Genomic DNA, 18,979 nt, shown 5'->3' on the forward strand with positions numbered 1-18,979 from the left:
TTTTGATTTAGTTCAGGTCAACCGCTTGAATACGCCGGTTTTCGAACTTGATACCAATCTTGCCATCAATCAGATCAAGCGCTTTCTGACCAAAAACTTCACGGCGCCAGCCTTGAAGGGCTGGAACATTGGCTTTTTCGCCTTCGGCGGCGATCTTGTCGATATCGTCGGAGTTTGCGACGATCTTGGCTGCCACACCGTGTTCTTCGGTCACAAGCTTGAGCAGGACCTTAAGAATATCTGCTGCGGCCGCGCTGCCTTCAGGTGAATGCGATTGTTTCGGCAACTTTGGCAGGTCTTCTTTTGGAATAGCCAGTGCAGCCTGAATGGCGTTTACCAAACCTGCCGCCTGAGCCGAACGTTCCCAGCCTTTTGGGATCGAACGCAGACGTCCAAGCGCTTCCGCATCTTTTGGCTGCTGCTGGGCGATTTCAGCAATCGTGTCGTCCTTGATAACGCGGCCACGTGGAACGTTGCGTTCGCGTGCTTCGCGTTCGCGCCATGCCGCAACCGATTGTACGATCGCAAGCTCGATTGGCTTGCGCATCCGGGTTTTCACGCGCTTCCATGCATCATCCGGGTGCAGATCATAGGTTTCGCGCGCGCTCAGCACGGCCATTTCCTCATTGACCCACTCGCAGCGCCCTTCTTTTTCCAATTCTGCTTTGAGATAAAGATAGATGTCGCGCAGATAGGTAACATCAGCCAGCGCATAATCGAGTTGCTTTTCAGACAGTGGACGGCGGCGCCAGTCGGTAAAGCGTGATGATTTGTCGATATGTTTTCCGGTGACTTTCTGCACCAGAGCATCATAGGAAATAGCGTCGCCAAAGCCGCAAACCATCGCGGCCACCTGACTGTCGAAAATCGGCGAGGGGATCAGGTCGCCCAAATGGAAGACAATTTCAATGTCCTGACGCGCTGCGTGGAAAACCTTGACCACCTTTTGGTCCGCCATCAGACGAAAGAATGGCGCAAGGTCCAGCCCCGGCGCCAAGGCATCGACCAGTGCGGTGTGATCGGGAGAAGCCATCTGAATAAGACAGAGCTCCGGCCAGAAAGTCGTTTCCCGAATGAATTCGGTATCGACTGTCACAAAGTCGGATTTGGCTAGGGCGGATACGGCCTCTTCAAGGGCCTCTGTGGTCGTGATGAGCTGCATGTTTTTCTTTTAGAGCGCATCCCCAAAACTGTGAAGCGATTTTCGGATAAGATGCCCGTTAAAACAGAAATGACGCGCAGGCCGTCTGGCGCGCCGGAAGAATGATATATCGATGGAACATCTCGGAAATAGTGATTTTTGTCGACATATTCTGTCAAGCTGGTTTAACACAGACACTGTCGGCTTGACAAAGCGTGATCAAAATGCGCTTTTCCGCCCAAATTGCAGCGCTTTGCATGCACAAGATTTATAAAGTTCCAAAAGGCAGAAATCATGCACCGTTATCGCAGCCATACCTGCGCAGCCCTTCGCAAATCGGATGTGGGTTCCAATGTCCGTCTGTCCGGCTGGGTTCACCGCGTCCGTGACCATGGCGGCATTCTCTTCATCGATCTTCGTGACCATTATGGCATCACGCAGATCGTGGCCGATCCTGATTCGCCCGCGTTCAAGGTTGCTGAGACCGTTCGCGGCGAATGGGTTATTCGCGTCGATGGTGAAGTGAAGGCCCGCGCAGGCGATGCCGTGAACGCCAACCTGCCAACAGGCGATGTTGAAATCTTCGCCACCGAGATTGAGGTTCTGGCCGCGGCCAAAGAACTGCCGCTGCCAGTGTTTGGCGAGCCGGATTACCCGGAAGATATCCGCCTCAAGTACCGCTTCCTTGATCTGCGCCGCGAGACGCTGCACAAGAACATTATGAGCCGCACGAAGATCATTAGCGCGATGCGTCGCCGCATGACCGAAATCGGCTTCAATGAGTTTTCAACGCCAATCCTGACGGCTTCCTCACCGGAAGGCGCGCGCGACTTCCTCGTGCCAAGCCGTATCCATGAAGGCAAGTTCTACGCGCTGCCGCAGGCTCCGCAGCAGTACAAGCAGCTTCTGATGGTTGCCGGTTTCGACCGCTACTTCCAGATTGCACCTTGCTTCCGTGATGAAGATCCGCGTGCAGACCGTCTGCCGGGCGAATTCTATCAGCTCGACCTCGAAATGAGCTTCGTAACCCAGGAAGAAATCTGGGAAACGATGGAACCTGTCATGCGCGGCATCTTTGAAGAATTTGCAGAAGGCAAGCCTGTCACGCAGCAGTTCCGCCGCATCCCTTATGACGATGCGATCCGCACTTATGGTTCGGACAAGCCTGATCTGCGCAACCCGATTGAAATGCAGGCAGTGACCGAGCATTTCGCTGGTTCCGGCTTTAAGGTCTTCGCAAACATGATCGCGAACGATCCCAAGGTTGAAGTCTGGGCGATTCCGGCAAAGACCGGCGGTAGCCGCGCATTCTGTGACCGCATGAATTCATGGGCGCAGGGCGAAGGTCAGCCGGGTCTTGGCTACATCTTCTGGCGCAAGGAAGGTGACAAGCTTGAAGGCGCAGGCCCGATTGCCAAGAACATTGGTGAAGAACGCACCGAAGCTCTTCGTGAGCAGCTTGGCCTTGGCGACGGCGATGCCTGCTTCTTCGTAGCCGGTCAGCCATCGAAGTTCTACAAATTTGCAGGCGACGCCCGCACGCGTGCCGGTGAAGAACTCAACCTCGTTGATCGTGATCGTTTCGAACTGGCCTGGATTATCGACTTCCCGTTCTACGAATGGGACGAAGACAACAAGAAGCTCGACTTCGCACACAACCCGTTCTCGATGCCGCAGGGTGGCATGGAAGCGCTGGAAACGCAGGACCCGCTGTCGCTCAAGGCTTATCAGTACGATCTGGTCTGTAACGGCTTTGAAATCGCTTCCGGTTCGATCCGTAACCAGTTGCCGGATGTTATGGTCAAGGCGTTCGAGAAGGTTGGTCTCAGCCAGCAGGACGTGGAAGAACGTTTCGGTGGTCTTTACCGCGCGTTCCAGTATGGCGCACCGCCACATGGCGGTATGGCAGCCGGTATCGATCGCGTGATCATGCTGCTCGTTGGTGCAAAGAATCTCCGCGAAATCTCGCTGTTCCCGATGAACCAGCAGGCGCTTGATCTTCTGATGAACGCGCCTTCGGATGTCTCGCCAGCACAGCTGCGCGATCTGCATATTCGCTTAGCACCAATCCAGAAAAGCTGATCTTCTCAGTTTGAAATAAAAAGCCCGGTCGCGAGACCGGGCTTTTTATTTAGGGCGTTAAAAAAAAACCGGTGAGCAGCGCTCACCGGTTTTCGTTGAACCAATTTGTCTATGATCAGTTGTTGGCTTCTACGCCGATTTTGAGAAGCGGGATAATCTTCGTCGGATCAAGTGACGCTGTCGCAACGATGGATGCAAAGCTGACCGACTGATCTGGAGATGCGCTGATTGTCAGCGATTTTGGATCGTCAAAATACTTTTCAGCCGCAGTCTTCAGCTGCTGGGCAAACTCTGGATTCTTGAGCTGTGTTGCCATCAGCGGCACCATCATTTTAAGCTGTTCACCAAGCGCTTTGCCGTCAGCGCCCTGCTGCTTGCCATAATAGTCGAGCAGCTTCTGGGTGAGAGTTTTATTGTCAAAGCGGATTGTCAGGTTCTTGAGGCTGAGCTGTTCAGCAAGGCCGAGAATCGCCAGACCGGCAGCATCCTTATCGGCATCTGCATTGGTCATGTTCTGCTGGGTTTTCTGAACAGCTTCGAGGAAGGCAATATCATAGCCAGCAAGTGCACCGGTAATGTCAATTTTGCCTAAATCCGTTGCATTGATTTCAAACTGATCAAGGGATGCATCACCAGACTTCGGCGACCATGTACCTTTCGATGCGACCGAGCCATTGAAGGCGGTCATGTCGAGGGGCGCCAGCGGGTTCTTTTCATCATCTTTGAAGTTCGCATTTACACTGGCAATGTTCAGCGCATAATCGATTTTTTCGGAACGGTCGGCTGCATTCAGCGAAACTTCGAGGCCTTCGACGGTTGCCCCATCTTCACCTGGTGTTCCGAATGCCATTTCATCGATTTTCATCTTGTCGTAGAAAAGGATCTGGTTGAGTGCACCTTCAGCCTTTTCGGATGGAATCGAGACGTTTTCCATCGAGATGCCTTTGATGGAAACCTTGTCATTTTTGTTTGCTTCGCCAGCAGGGATGTCCATGTCAGGAACAGTGACTTTTTCAATGCTGTATCCGCCGTCTGCGGCGTCCTGTACATTTTCAAGCGTAACGTCGCCAACAGCCATTTCCTTGTCGGAAACCGTTGCAAGCTTGATCTTGGTCCCTTCAAGCACAATGTCAGAGCCATCTGCTTTGACATTGGTAAAGCTTAACGCGCCACCCTGCTTTGTGTAGAGTGCCTTGATGCGTTCAGCGACTGCATTCGCATCAGCAGCCATTGCTGCGCTGCCAAGAACGAGCGAGAGTGCCGTACTTGCCGCGAAGACGCGCGCGGCCTGCTTGCTAAGAACGAAAACCTGCATTTATTGGCTCCTGATTATTGGGTAAAAATTCAAATGCCTACATAAGCTTTTACAAATGGAAAAACAGCCCGATTTGTTCATCCAATGATAGCTGTGGAGAAAATCACTACATTTTCTTTATAGGAGATCAATGACGGCATATTTACGACGAATGTACTGGATTGGTTCTCATCTCTACTTGCTGACGAATCGCGCAATTGGTACGGATAGGCATGGGTAAAAGTCTGATTCCGCCGGGTGACGGCGAAGAACACATCGAACGGGTTGATCTTAAGTCAGCTCTCGAGGAGCGCTATCTCGCTTATGCGCTGTCCACGATCATGCATCGTGCGCTGCCGGATGTGCGCGATGGCCTGAAGCCGGTGCATCGCCGCATCATGCATGCAATGCGTCTGCTGCGCCTCAATCCCGATCAGGCCTATGCGAAATGCGCGCGTATCGTTGGCGACGTGATGGGTAAATTCCACCCCCATGGCGACGCCTCGATTTACGATGCGCTTGTACGTCTGGCACAGGATTTTGCCGTGCGTTATCCGCTCGTGGACGGGCAGGGCAATTTCGGCAATATCGACGGCGATAATGCGGCGGCCATGCGCTATACTGAAGCGCGTATGACCGAAGTGGCAACATTGCTGCTTGAAGGCATCAATGAAAATGCCATCGATTTCCGCCCGACCTATAATGAAGAGGACGAGGAACCCATCGTCCTTCCGGGCGCATTCCCGAACCTGCTGGCCAATGGCTCGGCCGGTATTGCGGTCGGCATGGCCACCAATATTCCGCCGCATAATGTGGCGGAGCTTTGCTCATCGGCGCTGTATCTCATCAATCATCCCGACGCGAGTGTTGAGGAACTGATCACGTCACCTCAACAATGGGAAGAGTTGAAGAAGGAAGCGGAAAGCGATCCTGCGGCCCTTTTGAAGTGCAAGGTGCGGGGTCCCGATTTCCCAACCGGCGGTATTCTGGTCGAAGATCATGCCAATATTGTCGAAGCCTATCGCACCGGGCGTGGTTCTTTCCGCGCACGCGCACGCTGGGAGAAGGAAGAAGGCAATCGCGGAACCTGGGTGATTGTTGTCACTGAGATTCCATATCAGGTTCAGAAGTCGCGCCTGATCGAGAAGATTGCGGAATTGCTTCTGGCCAAGAAGTTGCCGCTGCTCGACGATATTCGCGATGAGTCTGCGGAAGATATCCGCATTGTTCTTGAACCGAAGAACCGCACGGTTGATCCTGAGTTGCTGATGGAATCGCTGTTCAAGCTGACCGAGCTTGAGAACCGCGTTTCGCTCAACATGAACGTGCTTTCGCATGGTAAGGTGCCGAATGTTCTGTCACTGGGCGGCGTGCTCAGGGAATGGCTTGAACACCGCAAGGAAGTGCTGGTTCGCCGCTCTGAATATCGTCTGGCAGAAATTGAGAAGCGACTGGAAATCCTTGGCGGTTTGTTGATTGCTTATCTCAATCTTGATGAAGTTATCCGCATCATCCGTGAGGAGGATGAACCGAAGCAGGAGCTGATCCGAACCTTTGAGTTGACGGATAATCAGGCCGAAGCGATCCTCAATATGCGCTTGCGCTCTTTGCGCAAGCTTGAAGAATTTGAAATCCGCAAAGAATTCGACGGTCTGACCGCTGAGAAGACGGATATTGAAGGCCTGCTGGCTTCGGGCACACGCCAGTGGAAAAAGATCAGCGCTGAGATCAAAGCCGTCCGCGAGAAATTTGGACCGGCAACCAAACTGGGCAAGCGTCGCAGCACCTTTGCTGAAGCGCCGACACATGATCTTGAAGACATTCATCAAGCGATGATTGAGCGTGAGCCAGTCACAATAGTCGTGTCTGAAAAGGGCTGGTTGCGCGCGATGAAGGGCCATATGGCCGATTTCTCGACGCTCTCGTTTAAGGAAGGCGATAAACTCAAGCTCGCATTCCATGCGGAAACGACGGACAAGCTTCTGTTCTTCACGACAGGTGGCAAATTCTTCACCATTGGTGCGAACACGCTTCCGGGCGGTCGCGGCCATGGCGAACCGATCCGCATCCTCGTTGATATGGAAAATGATCAGGATATCCTGACCGCCTTTGTCCATGATCCGCAAGCCAAGCTTTTGCTCGTATCACATGAAGGCAATGGCTTCATCGTGTCTGAGAATGAAGCGGTCGCCAATACCCGCAAGGGTAAGCAGGTGATGAATGTGAAGGCGCCGGATGAAGCCAAGCTTTGCCAGCGCATTTCGGGTGATCACATTGCCGTCGTGGGCGAGAACCGGAAGATGGTTGTCTTCCCGCTTTCGGAAATCCCGGAAATGACACGCGGCAAGGGCGTTCGTTTGCAGAAATATAAGGATGGCGGCGTGTCCGATGTCCGCACTTTCGCAATCGCTGATGGCCTGTCATGGCAGGATTCGGCAGATCGTACTTTCAATCGCAGCAAGGAAGAACTTGTTGAGTGGATTGCAGCGCGCGCTTCCGCAGGGCGTCTTGTTCCAAAGGGTTTCCCGCGTTCGGGCAAGTTTTAAAATAAAGGCGGCCTGTGCCGCCCTTATTGTTTCTAACCCTCAAATTTCTGCCAGCCGCGTGGGCTAAGATGCTCTTGCGGCCTGAAGCGCGTCTTATATTGCATCTTGCGCGATCCCTCGACCCAATAGCCAAGATAGACGTAGGGAAGGCCAGCCGTGCGTGCACGCTGGATATGATCGAGGATCATGAAAGTTCCGAGCGAACGCTCATGCATATGCGGCGTGAAAAAGGAATAGACCATCGACAGGCCATCCGCCATCACGTCAGTGAGCGCTACCGCGATCAGCTCTCCATCGCCCTTGGCACTGATAAAACTGTCCGGCCCGCGTCTGCGGTATTCGATAATCTGCGTGTTGACATGGGTGTCTTCGACCATCATCGCATAATCGAGTACCGTCATATCGGACATGCCACCTGAATGGTGACGGGCATCCAGGTAGTCACGGAAAAGGGCATATTGCTCTGTGCTTGGTTGGGCGTTGTGCTGGCGACCAATCAGATCACGATTCTGATTCCAGACCCGGCGCATACTGCGGTTCATTTCGAATTCGCCCGTCAGAATGCGCACCGAAACACAGGCGCGGCAAAGCTCGCAGGCTGGGCGATAAGCAATATTCTGTGAGCGGCGAAAACCACCCTGTGTCAGCAGGTCATTGATTTCGTTGGCCTTATCACCCACAAGATGTGTGAAGACCTTCCGCTCCATCTGGCCGTCAAGATAGGGGCAGGGCGATGGAGCCGTTAAGAAAAACTGCGGAGACTGTTGCGGTTGATGGGTCATCCAATATCCACGAAACGGCAATGCCGAACCATCTATTCTGCTTTAAAGATTGAGCCGGCTGTCCAAAACGTCAATAGACATTTTGTGCAGCCGACCCTGAATTTTTTTGATGATTAACGATCCGAACGGATAACTGCAGTTCCAAGCAACAGGTCATGCACGGTGCGCTTACGGTCAATCACCAGTGTCGCGAGCAGGATCAGTGGTGTAAGAACGACATTTAAACCCCAGAAAAGAACCGTGTGAACCACTGCAAGCATTGGATCGACGCTCCCGCCCTCAAGGCGCACCAGTTTGATGTTCATCATCTGCATGCCCTTTGTGGCCTGCTGAGGTCCGCCCAGCGTGCGCGATACATATAGCAGCGCGACGATCGGGAACATGAACGCATAAAGCGCCCACCCCAGTGAAAGCGTTATGATGCCCAGAACGAAAATCACGATTGCAGCCGGAATGCATAAAAGAAAGACAATGAGATAGTCGATCAGAAAAGCCATAATGCGGCGTGTGCGCACGCCTTCAAAAAAAGCGCGGCTTTCAAAACGCGGGCCCATGATTTCGCCGTGCAGAATATTGTCGGACATTTTTCCTTCCAGTCCTTGTAAAGACACGTCCGGGAACAGCCGTCCGCTGTTCCGCCCAATGCGGAACAGTTTCAAGGTGGTGTACGAAGCTGGCTATTTCAAGGAAATAATATTTCGACCTGTCAGCGCTGACTGTTCAGCTTTTCGGCAACATCAAGTGCAAAATAGGTCAGAATGCCATCACAGCCTGCGCGTTTGAATGCCAGCAGGCTTTCCATGATAACTTTTTCTTCGTCAATCCAGCCATTCATGCCGGCCGCTTTGATCATCGAATATTCGCCTGATACCTGATAGGCATAAGTCGGCAGGCGGAATGTGCTCTTGAGGCGATGGATGATGTCGAGATAAGGCATTCCAGGCTTGACCATCAGCATGTCTGCGCCTTCAGCCACATCCTGTTCAGCCTCGCGCACCGCTTCGTCAGGGTTTGCAGGATCAATATAATAGGTCTTCTTGTCGCCTTTCAGCAGACCGGCGGTCCCGATTGCATCGCGGTATGGTCCATAGAAGGCGGATGCGAATTTTGTTGCATAGGACATGATGGGCACATGGTGGAAGCCATGGGCATCCAGCGCCTGACGAATAGCGCCGATCCGTCCGTCCATCATATCGGACGGTGCGATAATATCGGCACCGGCTTCGGCCTGGGCAAGCGCGCCGCGAACGATCATTGCAACCGATTCATCATTGATGATCTCACCATCCCGCAACACACCGTCATGGCCATGCGTTGTGAACGGATCGAGTGCTGCATCGGTAATGATGCCGATTTCCGGTACTTCTTTTTTGATCGCACGCACGGCGCTATTGATCAGATTGTCGGGGCTTGCGACGAAAGCACCATCTTCTGTTTTGACTTCCGCTTTTTCGCGCGGGAAAGGGGCAATCGCCGGAATACCGAGCTTGGCGGCTTTCTCGGCCATGCGTACAGCCATATCCACTGAATAGCGTTCAAGTCCCGGCATCGCGTCCACTGGTTCGCGGACATTGGTTCCGCAAGTCAGGAAAAATGGCAGGACCAGATCATCGACCGTCAGATGTGTTTCCTGCACCAGTCTGCGCGACCAGTCAGCCTTGCGCATTCGGCGCAGACGACGACTTTGCGTCACATCATCGACGTGAGCAGAAATGTTGGCAGAAGAAATGTTGGACAAACGATCAGTCATATACATGTTCCCGAGAGAAGAAAGCTTGGGAATCTAACGGTTCGGAAGCTTGTTATCAGATGGGCACGGTTTATCACGGGAAAAGTGGCTAAACCAAGCACAATGGCCTGTGCAGGATTGACGCGGGGCGTTTCACTTTCTACCCATTAAAGCATTTCCAGCAAAAGTGCGTAGCGGTTTTGCGTCGGATAATGCGTGAGTGAAAAATCATTTCCAGCAAAAGTGCGTAGCGGCTTTGCGCAGGTTGTAGCGGTTTTGCGTAAGAAAGAATGGTTAAAGTGGTTTCAGCGATTCAGTCATGACGGGAGTCGCTTTGGTCATAGGGGAGAGACATGATGCAAATCGATTTCGGTGGTGGCAGTGAAATCAGCTTTGAGCGCAAGGGAAAAGCGGGGCTGGTGAAACTGACGCGCACATCCGCGCTCAATGCTCTGACGCATAAAATGATTCTCGCCCTCGACCGCGCTTTGCAGGCCTGGGCAACAGACCCGGATGTCGCCTGCGTTATTATCGAAGGCGAAGGCCGCGCCTTCTGTGCAGGCGGCGACGTTGTTGCAGCCTATAAAGCAGGACGCGAAGGCACACCCGCCTTTGACTTTTTCCGTGATGAGTATCGACTGAATGCCCGCATCGGACGTTTTCCAAAGCCGTATATCTCGCTGCTTAATGGCATTGTGATGGGTGGTGGCGCTGGTATTTCGGTTCATGGTTCGCACCGGATCGTGACGGAAAACACGCTTTTTGCAATGCCTGAAACCGGCATTGGTTTCTTCCCGGATGTGGGTGGAAGTGCCTTCCTGCCGCATCTTCATGACAATTTTGGCTATTATCTTGCGCTCACCGGCAACCGCATTCGCTGGGGCGACTGCCTGCAAAGCGGTATCGCGACCCATGCGGTGGCTGCCAGTGATCTCGAAGACCTTCGCGACGATCTCATTGCCAAAGCCGATGTCGATGCAGCTTTGGCGCGTGTGCAGTACCCGGATTTTGAGACCACGCCCGAAACCCGCAAAATCATTGCGGAGAGTTTTGAACACGCAACGCTTGCCGAATGCCTCAACGCTTTGGAAAAAGCCGCAGCCGCAGGCAGTAAACCTGCAACGGATATTCTCAACGTCATTGCCACACGTTCGCCAACCAGTGTGGCTGTCACATTCCGCCAGATTGCTGATGGTCGAGCGCTGAAACTTGATGATTGCATGCGCATGGAATACCGCATTGCATCGCGTATGCTGGCTGAGCATGATTTTTATGAGGGTGTGCGTGCTGTGCTGATCGATAAGGATGGCGCGCCAGTCTGGAAGCCGGCTTCAATCGATGAAGTAAAGCCGGAAATGGTCAATGCGTATTTTGCTAATCTTGGCGAGAGGGAACTAAGCTTTTGATGCGCCAGGATGAACTGCACCAGCATAGACAAATCAGCGGCACCGAATGGTCCTTTGTGTGGTTTATAAGGATGATTGCACTCGTCGCTCTTGCGAGCGGCGTTTATTATTGGATTAAACTTATTGGGGTTCAGCCGGGCTTGCTGTGGCGTTTCGATCTCATGCCATGGCAATGGCAGACCGCGACCGTTGCACTTGCGCTGCTCTTGCCAGTCGCGGCGACCGGTCTGTGGATGCGCGCGCCATGGGGGCCGGTCTTGTGGTTTATCGCAGCATTTGGCGAAATCGCCATCTATTCAGTTTTTGCACGCGACTTTGAATACAGGCCTGTGACGGTGGGCTTTAACGTTGTCTGCATCCTTATTTATATTGTTTTCCGTGTGCTGCTTTTCCTTGAAAAAAGACAGCAATCCCGCATCGGCCTTATCAGCTGAAAGAGCCAATCAGTAACACAACGTTAAGCCTGAAATTGCATTTCTCTTGGTAAGCTACTGTTAAGGCTGACTTTTAATTCGAATTTTATGCATCGCATCTAAAGTCCTCTCAAGAACGGTGAGAAAATACACCGGACCAACAGGAAGAGAGCAGCCTCATGCAAGGTTGCTCCGACAGAGAGGCAAAAGAAATGAACAATGCACAACATAGAATGGATGCATCTGCTCCGCTTTTGAATCCCGAAGCAGCTCTCCGCACACTTTATCTCGAAGCATTGCAATTGGTTGAGCGTCTGCACCGTCGTCTGCTTGATGTGATCAAGGACGAATTTGATCGCAATGGCCGCAACGACCTCAATGCAACGCAGGCGCTGCTCCTGTTTAAGATCGGCAATTCTGAACTCACCGCCGGTGAATTGCGTTCGCGCGGCTACTATCTCGGTTCCAATGTTTCCTACAATCTGAAGAAACTGGTCGATATGGGCTTTATTCATCATGAGCGCTCAAGCACCGACCGTCGCTCGGTTCGGGTTAGCCTGACGGATAAGGGCAATGAAATTGCCGACCAGGTGCAGTCGCTTTATCAGCGCCACATTGCGTCCATTGAGCAGGTCGGCGGCATTCAGGTTGAAGAGTTTACAGCTATGAACCGTTCTCTGCAGCGGCTTGATCGCTTTTGGAACGACAGCATCGCCTACAGGCTCTGATCAGGGCATAAGTCCTGTGAGATCAAAGCGCGTTCATGTTGCAGAACGGTCACAATCAGTAGAGTTCATTCGTTGATCTTTATAATAGCGAGCTATTTAAGTCGCACCGGCCTTGAATTCCCGGCATTGCGACATGATTAAGCCATAAAAACCGCTTTTAGAGCATTTCCAGCAAAAGTGCGAAGCGGTTTTGCGTGGGGTAATGCCTGAAAACAAACACATAGAGCATGTTTAATGGTTCAGTCAAAACAGGAACTGCTCTAGCCGATCTTTACAGCGCATTATCTGGGGTTGTTTTCGGATACACGTGTCCGGATTAAACTGATTAGCTTCTTGGGACAAAGAACATGACCAAAACCGACAAGAATACCGATGCTTTGAATGCAAGTCGCCGCAGCTTTTTGCGTGGCGCAGCAACTGCCGGTCTGACTGCGGCTGCTTCGGCCATGGTTCCTGCTGCTTTCGCACAACAACAGGCTTTAAACGATATTCTTGCCGCACCGCGTCGCGGTAACTGGGATGACCAGTTCGATGCGCGTGCGACGGGCGGTCAGAAAGTTGCCACCAATCAGCCGGTTATCAGCCCGCAGACTGTTGGTGATCTTCAGTCTGCCATCGCTCAATATGCAGATATTGCAGGTCGGGGAGGCTGGCCGCAGGTGCCGGGCAGTGCAAAGCTACAGCTTGGCGTCACGGATCCCTCGGTGCAGGCTCTGCGTCAGCGCCTTATTATTTCCGGTGACCTTCCGCGCGAAGCAGGCGTTTCCAGCGCATATGACACCTATGTCGATGCAGCGGTCAAGCGCTTCCAGTCGCGTCATGGCCTGCCAGCCGATGGCGTGATGGGCCAATTCACCTATGCTGCGATGAATGTGGACGCCAACACGCGCCTCGGCCAGTTGCAGACCAATCTTCAGCGCCTGTCGAGCATGGCGGGTGCAAGCCAGACCGAACAGCGCTTCGTGATGGTCAATATTCCGGCAGCGCGTATTGAAGCCGTTGAAAATGGCAGTGTTGCGCAGCGCCACACAGCGATTGTTGGCAAGATCGACCGTCAGACACCGATCCTGAATTCCAAAATCCACGAAGTTATTCTTAATCCTTATTGGACGGCACCAAAGTCGATCATTCAGAAGGATATCATTCCGCTGATGCGGAAGAATCCGCAATATCTGGCGAACAATAAGATTCGTCTTTACAATGCGCAGGGTCAGGAAGTTGCACCGGAAACTGTGGATTGGAATACTGATGACGCCGTGAAGCTGATGTTTCGTCAGGATCCAGGCAAGATCAATGCCATGTCTTCGACTAAGATTAACTTCCCCAATCCATATGCCGTTTATATGCATGACACGCCACAGAAGAGCTATTTCAACAAGCTCATGCGCTTCGATTCGTCGGGCTGTGTCCGCGTGCAGAATGTCCGCGATCTTGACGTATGGCTGTTGCAGAATACGGCTGGCTGGGATCGCCAGAACATCGAATCTACGATTGCATCTGGTGTCAATACGCCTATTCAGCTGACCGATCCTGTGCCGTTGCACTTCGTCTACATCACCGCATGGTCGACAGGCGATGGCGTGGTGCAGTTCCGCGACGACATTTATAAGATGGACGGTGCGACTGCGTTGGCACTTGGCACCGATACTTAAGTTGCATTCACGTTTAAGAAAGCCGCCCGAACCTGTTTCGGGCGGCTTTTTTGTTGCAGCGTTGGCCGTAAGCTACGTCATGCCGCATTTTGGAACATGCTTTTCGCATCACGGCCATTGGCCTTGCCTGTCGAAGTGTGATACTGCGCCTCATCTCTTATAGGTGTGACCGGCTATCCCGGAGGGTGTGAAACATGTCTCAAGCCAATACCGCTTTTTTCAACGCAACTCTTGAAGAAATCGATGCCGATATTTTTGGTGCGATCCGCAACGAACTTGGTCGTCAGCGTCATGAAATCGAGTTGATCGCTTCTGAAAACATTGTTTCGCGCGCGGTTCTTGAAGCGCAGGGCTCCATCCTCACCAACAAATATGCCGAAGGCTATCCGGGCAAGCGCTATTATGGCGGCTGCCAGTATGTTGACGTCGTAGAAGAACTGGCAATCGAACGTGCGAAGAAGCTGTTTGGTGCAGAGTTCGCCAACGTGCAGCCAAATTCCGGTAGCCAGATGAATCAGGCCGTGTTTCTGGCGCTTCTGCAGCCGGGCGACACGTTCATGGGCCTCGACCTCAATTCCGGTGGCCATCTGACCCATGGTTCACCAGTCAACATGTCCGGCAAGTGGTTCAACGTTGTTTCTTATGGTGTCCGTAAGGAAGATCATCTTCTGGATATGGAAGAAATCGCTCGCCTCGCACGCGAACACAAACCAAAGCTCATTCTCGCTGGTGGTACAGCCTATTCCCGCGTCTGGGATTGGAAACGCTTCCGCGAAATCGCTGACGAAGTTGGCGCATATTTGATGGTTGATATGGCACATATCGCAGGTCTTGTTGCTGCCGGTGTTCATCCATCACCCGTACCACACGCGCATGTTTGCACGACGACGACTCACAAGTCGCTTCGCGGTCCACGTGGCGGTATGATCCTCACCAATGATCCTGATCTGGCGAAAAAGTTCAACACAGCTGTTTTCCCTGGCCTTCAGGGTGGCCCGCTGATGCACGTGATCGCTGGTAAGGCTGTTGCATTTGCAGAAGCACTCAAGCCGGAATTCAAGGTCTACGCTCAGAACGTCGTCGATAATGCACGCGCATTGTCGGACGAACTGAAGTCTCACGGTCTCGACATTGTTTCCGGTGGTACGGACAACCATCTGATGCTGGTTGATCTGCGTCCAAAGAATGCAACCGGCAAGCGTGCAGAAGCCGCTCTTGGCCGTGCCAACGTCACCTGTAACAAGAACGGCATTCCATTCGACCCGGAAAAGCCATTCGTAACATCGGGTATTCGTCTTGGTACACCCGCTGGTACGACCCGTGGTTTCGGTAAGGCTGAATTCAAGGAAATCGGCTCGCTGATTGCGGAAGTGCTCGATGGTCTTAAGGTTGCAAATTCCGATGAAGGCAATGCAAAGGTTGAAGCAGCGGTTAAGGAAAAGGTGGTTTCTCTGACCGAGCGCTTCCCGATGTACGGCTATCAGGGATAAGAGTTCAAATTTTGATGAAGCCCCACTCAACCCTGTTGAGTGGGGCTTTTTTTGTATTTGACTGTATTAGGCAGCATGGCCGTGATGGGGTATCATCTGCAGGAATCATTTCATTTAGTCAGTTGAAAGAGTGCCATGCGTTGTCCCTATTGCCAGTCTGAAGATACGCAGGTGAAGGATTCCCGCCCGGCGGAAGACGGCGCTGTTATTCGCAGGCGTCGTGTGTGTTCGGTCTGTGGTGGGCGATTTACGACATTTGAGCGCGTGCAGCTCCGCGAGCTGATGGTCGTCAAGAAAAGCGGTCGCAGGGTGCCATTTGATCGTGAGAAGCTTGCCCGTTCCATCGATGTAGCGCTGCGTAAGCGCCACGTGGATGAAGAGCGTGTTGAGCGTGCAATTTCTGGCATCGTGCGTCAGCTTGAAAGCTCGGGTGAAGCGGAAGTGACATCAGATGAAATTGGACGTCTCGCAATGGACGCGCTCAAGGGTGTCGATGATATCGCCTATATCCGCTTTGCTTCCGTCTATCGCAATTTCAGCAAGGCTGTTGATTTCCACAATGTCATCGACGAACTGACTGTAGCTGAAACTGATGGCGATCCGGACGCATAAGATGAGCCGAGTGGAATTTCCGCATGCAAATGTCACGCCGGATGATGTTCGCTTCATGGAGGCGACGATCCGCCTTGCACGCCGCAACAAGGGGCTGACCGGCACAAACCCGTCAGTCGGTACGATCATTGTCAAGGACGGTATCATCGTCGGACGCGGTATCACGGCACTTGGTGGCCGTCCTCATGCCGAGCCGCAGGCTCTGGCCGATGCAGGCGAAGCGGCAAGGGGCGCTACAGCCTATGTCACACTGGAACCTTGCGCGCATCATGGCCGCACGCCGCCATGTGCGGAAGCGCTGGTGCGCGCAGGTGTCGCGCGCGTGGTCGTTGCGGCTACGGATCCTGATGAAAGAGTGAGCGGAAAAGGCTTTGCCATATTGCGCGAAGCAGGCATTGAAGTGGTGCCGGGCGTTCTGTCGGTCAAGGCGGCGGATGATCTGGCGGGTTATCTGAATCGATCTTCTAAAAAACGCCCGGAAGTGATTCTGAAACTTGCACTTTCTGCCGATGGCTTTATCGGAAAAAAAGGCGAGGGGCAGGTCACGATTACCGGTCCGATTGCACGTGCCCAGTCACATATTCTGCGTTCACAGACCGATGTGATTCTCATCGGGGTTGATACGGCAATCGCTGATGATCCCATCCTCAATTGCCGTCTTCCGGGATTGGAACAACGCTCACCCATTCGCCTCATATTGGACAGCGGATTGAAATTACCGCTCGATTCAAGGCTTGTTCGCAGTTCGGAAGCCGTTCCATTGTGGCTTTCGTGTTGCGAAAACGTTGCGCCGGAAAGGCGCTATGAGATGCAGGCAGCCGGATGCCGCATTGTTGCAGCGGAAAGTCATGAAGGTCGTATCGCTTTACCGGAGCTGATGGACGATCTTGCAGCAGAGGGAATTTCTTCCGTGCTGGTTGAAGGCGGGGCCAATGTTGCCAGGAATTTTCTGAAAGAAGAGCTGGTAGACCGGCTTATCCTGTTCCATTCACCTGTAGAAATCGGCGCGATGCATGGGGTTGCCGTTACAGGTCTGCAATCCCATATCGATGATGAATTTACAATTTTGCGCGAAACGCAATACGGCGACGATGCCTGTATCGAGTATGTAAGGAAAACGTGATGTTTACTGGGATTGTCACCGATATCGGTAAAGTGGATCGTATCAAGCCTTTGAATGAAGGCGTTTTGCTGCGTATTGAAACAGCCTATGACCCTGAGACAATAGAGCTTGGTGCGTCAATTGCCTGCTCTGGTGTGTGCCTGACCGTTGTGGCGCTGCCGGAAAAAGGCACAAATGCCCGCTGGTTTGAAGTCGAGGCATGGGAAGAAGCGTTGCGTCTGACCACGATTTCCACTTGGGGAAGTGGCACCCGCATCAATCTTGAGCGCTCGCTCAAGCTTGGCGATGAAATGGGCGGTCATCTGGTTTCCGGCCATATTGATGGACAGGCAGAAATTGTTGAACGCAAGGAAGAGGGCGATGCTGTACGCTTCACCCTTCGCGCATCGGAAGAGCTTGCACCATTTATTGCACAGAAGGGCTCGGTCGCGCTTGATGGCACCTCGCTGACGGTCAACGGTGTCAATGGCAACGAGTTTGATGTTCTGCTCATTCGTCATTCGCTGGGAGTGACCACCTGGGGCGACCGCAAGGTGGGCGACAGGATCAATATTGAGATTGATCAGCTCGCGCGATATGCAGCAAGGCTTGCGCAATATCAGAAATAAGCTTAGAGCCTACATTCTAAAGCTATAACAGCATTTTTCGAATTCAGCGTTGACCGCAGGTGTTGCGGTCCGCGATTTCTGCCATGGAGTCTCTCATGTCGAAGCACGAGGCGCACGCGCCGCATTTGCTCATTGTTGAAGCGCGTTTTTATGAGGAACTGTCCGACGCGCTTCTGGACGGCGCGAAGGCTGCTCTTGATGCGGCTGGCGCGACCTATGACGTTGTGACAGTGCCTGGTGCACTGGAAGTGCCTGCGACCATTTCTTTCGCACTTGATGGCGCGGAAAATGGCGGCACTTATTACGATGGTTATGTGGCTCTTGGCACGGTTATTCGCGGTGAAACCTATCATTTTGATATTGTTGCCAATGAATCCTGCCGTGCGCTGACCGATCTGTCCGTGGAAGAAGGTCTTGCTATCGGCAACGGCATTCTGACCGTTGAGAATGATGAGCAGGCCTGGGTGCGTGCGCGTCGTGAAGACAAGGACAAGGGTGGCTTTGCGGCTCGTGCTGCGCTCACCATGATTGAACTGCGTAAGAAATTCGGAGCCTGATACGATGACTTCTTCTTCTGAAGGCCGTTCGGCACCAAATCTTCCGCGCACTGCAAATAAGCGTGGCGTTGCACGTCTTGCAGCCGTACAGGCGCTTTACCAGATGGATGTCGCCGGCACAGGCGTCATGGAAGTCGTGGCGGAATATGAAGCGCACCGACTTGGCAAGGAAGTCGATGGTACGCAGTATCTCGACGCTGATCCACAATGGTTCCGTGCCATTGTTGCAGGCGTTGTCGATAGCCAGTTAAAGCTGGACCCGATGATTCATCAGGCGCTGACCGAAGATTGGCCGCTATCGCGTCTCGACTCGACACTGCGCGCCATTCTGCGTGCCGGTGCATGGGAATTGCAAACCCGCAAGGATGTGCCGACTGCCGTGATCGTTTCGGAATATGTGGATATTGCCAAAGCCTTCTACACCGAAGATGAGCCAAAGCTTGTTAATGCCGTGTTGGATCGTCTCGCCTTTGAACTGCGCGGCGAAAGCCGCGGTTCCAAGGCGCGTGGCAGATAAGTATCGCTCACTGCAATGCTGATTAAAAAGGCTACGATTTTTCGTAGCCTTTTTGCGTGGTTATGCAAAAAACTACGGCTTGACCTTTTAAGATGGCTTCCGCATGTTGGGTGCGCGGCATTGAGAATGCTCAAATGCATAAATAGCTGATGAACAAGCCGAAGAAGCCCGGTGAATGGTCGGCTTCAGGTTCTTCCTTGCCGCTATTCCAGGTCCGGGGAGGGGTTTCGGGCCTTTCATGCGCCAATGTGTGCAGGCAATTGCAAACTTGATTGCGAGCGATCTGTCTATAGCTGGTG

The 18,979-nt window shown here is 52.8% G+C and carries 17 protein-coding genes; 12 read left to right on the forward strand and 5 right to left on the reverse strand.

What is annotated here, in order from left to right; translation table 11 throughout:
* Nucleotides 1-7: 7 nt before the first annotated feature.
* Nucleotides 8-1,162, reverse strand: a complete 1,155-nt coding sequence (gene rnd / locus VBH83_RS07025) for a ribonuclease D (protein WP_265983369.1) — start codon at nucleotides 1,160-1,162, stop codon at nucleotides 8-10.
* 273 nt (nucleotides 1,163-1,435) lie between these two features.
* On the opposite strand from rnd, the gene aspS reads away from it, so the two are divergent.
* A complete protein-coding gene (gene aspS, locus VBH83_RS07030) occupies nucleotides 1,436-3,223 on the forward strand; it encodes an aspartate--tRNA ligase (RefSeq protein ID WP_265983370.1) in 1,788 nt (595 codons plus the stop codon).
* Nucleotides 3,224-3,338: 115 nt separating this feature from the next.
* Here aspS and VBH83_RS07035 read toward each other — a convergent pair whose 3' ends face one another.
* Complete coding sequence (locus VBH83_RS07035) at nucleotides 3,339-4,538, reverse strand: hypothetical protein (protein WP_265983371.1); 1,200 nt, start codon at nucleotides 4,536-4,538, stop codon at nucleotides 3,339-3,341.
* Nucleotides 4,539-4,750: 212 nt separating this feature from the next.
* On the opposite strand from VBH83_RS07035, the gene VBH83_RS07040 reads away from it, so the two are divergent.
* Complete coding sequence (locus tag VBH83_RS07040; protein WP_265983372.1) at nucleotides 4,751-7,063, forward strand: DNA topoisomerase IV subunit A; 2,313 nt, start codon at nucleotides 4,751-4,753, stop codon at nucleotides 7,061-7,063.
* A gap of 32 nt (nucleotides 7,064-7,095) precedes the next feature.
* Here VBH83_RS07040 and VBH83_RS07045 read toward each other — a convergent pair whose 3' ends face one another.
* The 3 genes from VBH83_RS07045 to hemB all read right to left on the reverse strand — a co-directional run bounded on the left by VBH83_RS07045 (nucleotide 7,096) and on the right by hemB (nucleotide 9,595).
* Nucleotides 7,096-7,845 carry an arginyltransferase gene (locus VBH83_RS07045; protein WP_265983373.1) on the reverse strand — a complete coding sequence of 250 codons (750 nt, stop codon included), beginning with the start codon at nucleotides 7,843-7,845 and terminating at the stop codon, nucleotides 7,096-7,098.
* A 113-nt stretch (nucleotides 7,846-7,958) separates the two neighbouring features.
* Nucleotides 7,959-8,429, reverse strand: coding sequence for an RDD family protein (locus VBH83_RS07050; protein ID WP_265983374.1), 471 nt, complete (start codon nucleotides 8,427-8,429; stop codon nucleotides 7,959-7,961).
* 122 nt (nucleotides 8,430-8,551) lie between these two features.
* Entirely contained in the window at nucleotides 8,552-9,595 is a 1,044-nt protein-coding gene (gene hemB, locus VBH83_RS07055; RefSeq protein WP_265983375.1) for a porphobilinogen synthase, read from the reverse strand.
* Nucleotides 9,596-9,930: 335 nt separating this feature from the next.
* On the opposite strand from hemB, the gene VBH83_RS07060 reads away from it, so the two are divergent.
* The 10 genes from VBH83_RS07060 to nusB all read left to right on the forward strand — a co-directional run bounded on the left by VBH83_RS07060 (nucleotide 9,931) and on the right by nusB (nucleotide 18,680).
* Nucleotides 9,931-10,980: an enoyl-CoA hydratase/isomerase family protein gene (locus tag VBH83_RS07060; protein WP_265983872.1), complete on the forward strand. Its 1,050-nt coding sequence runs from the start codon at nucleotides 9,931-9,933 to the stop codon at nucleotides 10,978-10,980.
* Nucleotides 10,980-11,414 carry a DUF6163 family protein gene (locus tag VBH83_RS07065; protein ID WP_265983376.1) on the forward strand — a complete coding sequence of 145 codons (435 nt, stop codon included), beginning with the start codon at nucleotides 10,980-10,982 and terminating at the stop codon, nucleotides 11,412-11,414. Before VBH83_RS07060 ends, VBH83_RS07065 begins: the two co-directional genes overlap by 1 nt.
* A gap of 191 nt (nucleotides 11,415-11,605) precedes the next feature.
* Nucleotides 11,606-12,121, forward strand: a complete 516-nt coding sequence (gene ldtR, locus VBH83_RS07070) for a transcriptional regulator LdtR (protein WP_396996931.1) — start codon at nucleotides 11,606-11,608, stop codon at nucleotides 12,119-12,121.
* A gap of 347 nt (nucleotides 12,122-12,468) precedes the next feature.
* Entirely contained in the window at nucleotides 12,469-13,773 is a 1,305-nt protein-coding gene (locus VBH83_RS07075) for a murein L,D-transpeptidase (protein WP_396996933.1), read from the forward strand.
* 194 nt (nucleotides 13,774-13,967) lie between these two features.
* On the forward strand, nucleotides 13,968-15,263 hold the full coding sequence (gene glyA, locus VBH83_RS07080) for a serine hydroxymethyltransferase (RefSeq protein WP_265983379.1): 1,296 nt from the start codon (nucleotides 13,968-13,970) through the stop codon (nucleotides 15,261-15,263).
* A 135-nt stretch (nucleotides 15,264-15,398) separates the two neighbouring features.
* Nucleotides 15,399-15,875, forward strand: a complete 477-nt coding sequence (nrdR, locus tag VBH83_RS07085; RefSeq protein ID WP_265983380.1) for a transcriptional regulator NrdR — start codon at nucleotides 15,399-15,401, stop codon at nucleotides 15,873-15,875.
* Nucleotide 15,876: 1 nt separating this feature from the next.
* The gene (ribD, locus tag VBH83_RS07090) at nucleotides 15,877-16,998 is read left to right on the forward strand and encodes a bifunctional diaminohydroxyphosphoribosylaminopyrimidine deaminase/5-amino-6-(5-phosphoribosylamino)uracil reductase RibD (RefSeq protein WP_265983381.1); all 1,122 of its coding nucleotides are present in this window, start codon (nucleotides 15,877-15,879) and stop codon (nucleotides 16,996-16,998) included.
* Nucleotides 16,998-17,606, forward strand: coding sequence for a riboflavin synthase (locus tag VBH83_RS07095; RefSeq protein WP_265983382.1), 609 nt, complete (start codon nucleotides 16,998-17,000; stop codon nucleotides 17,604-17,606). Before ribD ends, VBH83_RS07095 begins: the two co-directional genes overlap by 1 nt.
* Before the next feature lie 95 nt (nucleotides 17,607-17,701).
* Nucleotides 17,702-18,163, forward strand: a complete 462-nt coding sequence (locus VBH83_RS07100; protein WP_265983383.1) for a 6,7-dimethyl-8-ribityllumazine synthase — start codon at nucleotides 17,702-17,704, stop codon at nucleotides 18,161-18,163.
* Nucleotides 18,164-18,167: 4 nt separating this feature from the next.
* Entirely contained in the window at nucleotides 18,168-18,680 is a 513-nt protein-coding gene (nusB, locus tag VBH83_RS07105; protein ID WP_265983384.1) for a transcription antitermination factor NusB, read from the forward strand.
* The last annotated feature ends 299 nt before the right edge of the window (nucleotides 18,681-18,979 follow it).

Origin of the sequence: Ochrobactrum sp. S1502_03, assembly GCF_044435015.1 — a bacterium.
Classification (GTDB): domain Bacteria; phylum Pseudomonadota; class Alphaproteobacteria; order Rhizobiales; family Rhizobiaceae; genus Brucella; species Brucella chromiisoli.

Coding starts and splice junctions, on each gene's coding strand:
- nrdR (WP_265983380.1), top strand. CDS start 15,399: ATGCGTTGTCCCTATTGCCAGTCTGAAGATACGCAGGTGAAGGATTCC.
- nusB (WP_265983384.1), top strand. CDS start 18,168: ATGACTTCTTCTTCTGAAGGCCGTTCGGCACCAAATCTTCCGCGCACT.
- VBH83_RS07045 (WP_265983373.1), bottom strand. CDS start 7,845: ATGACCCATCAACCGCAACAGTCTCCGCAGTTTTTCTTAACGGCTCCA.
- VBH83_RS07100 (WP_265983383.1), top strand. CDS start 17,702: ATGTCGAAGCACGAGGCGCACGCGCCGCATTTGCTCATTGTTGAAGCG.
- VBH83_RS07050 (WP_265983374.1), bottom strand. CDS start 8,429: ATGTCCGACAATATTCTGCACGGCGAAATCATGGGCCCGCGTTTTGAA.
- rnd (WP_265983369.1), bottom strand. CDS start 1,162: ATGCAGCTCATCACGACCACAGAGGCCCTTGAAGAGGCCGTATCCGCC.
- glyA (WP_265983379.1), top strand. CDS start 13,968: ATGTCTCAAGCCAATACCGCTTTTTTCAACGCAACTCTTGAAGAAATC.
- VBH83_RS07075 (WP_396996933.1), top strand. CDS start 12,469: ATGACCAAAACCGACAAGAATACCGATGCTTTGAATGCAAGTCGCCGC.
- VBH83_RS07035 (WP_265983371.1), bottom strand. CDS start 4,538: ATGCAGGTTTTCGTTCTTAGCAAGCAGGCCGCGCGCGTCTTCGCGGCA.
- ldtR (WP_396996931.1), top strand. CDS start 11,606: ATGAACAATGCACAACATAGAATGGATGCATCTGCTCCGCTTTTGAAT.
- VBH83_RS07060 (WP_265983872.1), top strand. CDS start 9,931: ATGCAAATCGATTTCGGTGGTGGCAGTGAAATCAGCTTTGAGCGCAAG.
- VBH83_RS07040 (WP_265983372.1), top strand. CDS start 4,751: ATGGGTAAAAGTCTGATTCCGCCGGGTGACGGCGAAGAACACATCGAA.
- hemB (WP_265983375.1), bottom strand. CDS start 9,595: ATGACTGATCGTTTGTCCAACATTTCTTCTGCCAACATTTCTGCTCAC.
- VBH83_RS07065 (WP_265983376.1), top strand. CDS start 10,980: ATGCGCCAGGATGAACTGCACCAGCATAGACAAATCAGCGGCACCGAA.
- aspS (WP_265983370.1), top strand. CDS start 1,436: ATGCACCGTTATCGCAGCCATACCTGCGCAGCCCTTCGCAAATCGGAT.
- ribD (WP_265983381.1), top strand. CDS start 15,877: ATGAGCCGAGTGGAATTTCCGCATGCAAATGTCACGCCGGATGATGTT.
- VBH83_RS07095 (WP_265983382.1), top strand. CDS start 16,998: ATGTTTACTGGGATTGTCACCGATATCGGTAAAGTGGATCGTATCAAG.